This is a genomic window from Streptomyces sp. 13-12-16 (assembly GCF_002114215.1).
Classification (GTDB): Bacteria; Actinomycetota; Actinomycetes; order Streptomycetales; family Streptomycetaceae; genus Streptomyces.
The window spans coordinates 1-2,379 of sequence record NZ_NCTE01001336.1 but is presented as its reverse complement, the minus strand read 5'-3'; the positions used below and the strand labels follow the sequence as shown (position 1 = coordinate 2,379).

The following is a 2,379-nucleotide window of genomic DNA, read 5'->3' as shown; positions in this document are numbered from 1 at the left end:
CGCGATCCCCTGGAGGCGCTCACCGACGGCGCGGCCCCCGGTGTCGGCTTCCTGACCGGCTGGACCCGCGACGAGTACCGCCTCTGGCTGGTCCCCGGCGGCCTGGTGGAACGCGTCGACCGCCTGGGCGCGGTCGCCCTCGCCGGCGCGATGGCCCGCTGCCACTGCGGCGGCGAGGTCCCGCGCGGCTACCGCGCCCTGCTCCCCGACGCCGGCACCGCCGAACTCGTCGGCCAGCTGGTCACCGACCACCTGCTCCGCGTCCCCCTGCACCGCCTCGCCGACGGCCGTCAGGACCCCTCCTACGTCTACGAGTTCGCCTGGCCCTCCCGCCGCCCCGGCATGGGCGCCTGCCACGCCCTGGAACTCGGCTTCGTCTTCGACAGCGGCGACGAGCCCGACGCCCGCAAACTCGCGGGCGAGGGCGCCCCGCAGGACCTCGCCGACGCGATGCACGGAGCGTGGGTACGGTTCGTCACCGACGGCTCACCGGGCTGGGAGCGCTGGGACGCGCACCACCCGGTGCAGGTGTACGGCGACGGCGACCCGCACGTCGAACACGGCCCCCGGGACCGCGAACTCGCCCTGTGGACCACGCCCGCCCCCGAGGACCCGGCGCCCGCCCCACCCCCCGAACTCCGCTCGGTCGTACGCCGCCTGCGCCGCGTCGGCGCACTCCGCCGCGACTGACGCGGGTGTGCGGCCGGGGGCCCCGGTGACGACCAAGTCGAGCCCGTGGGCCACGAGATGCCTGGGTGCCGCACGTCCGGGACAATCGAGGAAAGGGCCGACTCATCCTGGTCGGCCGGTTCGGTCGCACCGGGGCAGGCCTGCGAGTGAGGAGCCCAAGGTGAGTCTCGACTTGATCAACGACGCGCGACAGCACCCGGAGAACTACCCGCCGCACGGGAACCCCGCGGGCGCGACCATGACCGCGTGCGCGAGGGGTTTCGACCGTTCGCCGCAGCTGACGGACGCGGCGAACGCCCACAACCTCTTCCTGAAGGACCAGTCGAGGGACTGGGCCGTCAGCGGCGACAACATGCACCGCGGCCCCAGCGGGAAACTGGTCTGGGAGTCCGGCGAGCCCATGGACCAGGCCGGCTACCGCACCTGGCGGGCGGAGAACGTGGCCGTCGGCTTCCCCACCGCGGAGGAGGCGCTGCGCTTCTGGATGCAGGACGACGAACGCTTCGGCTGGGGACACCGCAACGCCATCCTCCGCTCCGAGACCCAGGAGGCCGGCCTGGGCCACCACGAGGGCGGCCCCTGGGGCCACTACTGGACGCTGGACATGGGCACGAAATAGAGGAACCGCCGCACAGCACCGCGGCGGGGAACCGGGGTTCCGCCGGGGCCGGACCGCGGGCCGGAGGGGACCGGCCCCGGCCGGCCCGACGACTCCGGACCGGCCCGGCGGGCCTCGCCTACCGGCTCACGGGCCGCATGTCCCCGTCGTACACGGTGCGGTAGTCCGGGACGACGGTCCGGGTGGCCGGAGACGCCTTCGCGACCTGGGCGAGGAAGGCGTCGAGGTCCATCGCCGGGTCGCGGACCGGGGAACCGCTCAGCGGCAGCTCGAAGTTGTCCCAGTGGACGGGGACGACGACACCGGGGGAGTCCAGGGCGTTCAGCAGCCGGGGCACGTAGTCGTGGGTGGTGCCGGTGGCGGTGGGTACGGCGACCATCGCGAGGTCGGGGCGCAGTCCCCGCACCGCCCGCTCGGTGAAGTCGCTGGCCCCCATGAGGAACGCCGAGGGGCCGTGCTCCCCGGCGGTGACCTGGAAGGCCAGGGTGTCGCCCTCGGGCAGGTCCGCGATGGTGCCGGGGACCTTCGCGGGCGGGGCGTTCAGGGTGCCCGGGGCGAAGTACGCGCAGTTCTTGTTGCGGCTGTGCAGGCTGGGTACGACCTCGACGGTGACCGTGCCGATGTCCAGTACCTCGCCGCCCTTCACCACGGAGATCTGTCCCGGGTCGACCCCGAGCGCGGTGAGCAGGTGGTACGTGGTCTCGGTGCCGATGACACGGGCGCCGGTGGTTCTGGCGATGTGGGGGACGTCACCGAGGTGGTCCCAGTGGGAGTGGCTCACCAGCACCAGGTCGGGACGGCCGATGTGCGCGTCCACGACGGCGGGGTCCGTCCTCAGCCCGGTCCCCGGGTCGAAACCGCCGCCGAACAGTCCGGTGGGGAAACGGGTGAGGTAGGGGTCGAAGAGCACGGTGCGGCCGCCCACGTCGATGCGCCAGCCCGCGGTGCCGAGCCAGCGCAGCGACACGGAACGGGCGGCCCGGTCGCCGTCCCGGTCGCGGCCGGCGGCCGCGGACGTGGTGGCAGCGGTGGCCGCCGTGGCCGGGATCAGCGGGGCTGCCGCACCGAGC

Annotated in this window: 3 protein-coding genes; 2 read left to right on the top strand and 1 reads right to left on the bottom strand. The window is 74.1% G+C overall.

Going from position 1 to position 2,379, the window contains the following annotated elements; all coding sequences use genetic code 11:
- Window positions 1-690, top strand: a 690-nt coding sequence (locus B7767_RS40645; RefSeq protein WP_179167518.1) for a carboxylesterase family protein, incomplete at its 5' end; no start/stop codon positions are given.
- A 160-nt stretch (window positions 691-850) separates the two neighbouring features.
- Window positions 851-1,309 (top strand): CAP domain-containing protein, encoded by a 459-nt coding sequence (locus B7767_RS40640; RefSeq protein WP_179167517.1) that lies wholly within the window; start codon window positions 851-853, stop codon window positions 1,307-1,309.
- Window positions 1,310-1,427: 118 nt separating this feature from the next.
- Here the strand turns inward: B7767_RS40640 and B7767_RS40635 are convergent.
- Window positions 1,428-2,379 (bottom strand): MBL fold metallo-hydrolase (locus B7767_RS40635; protein ID WP_107486626.1); only part of this gene is annotated, 952 nt, incomplete at its 5' end.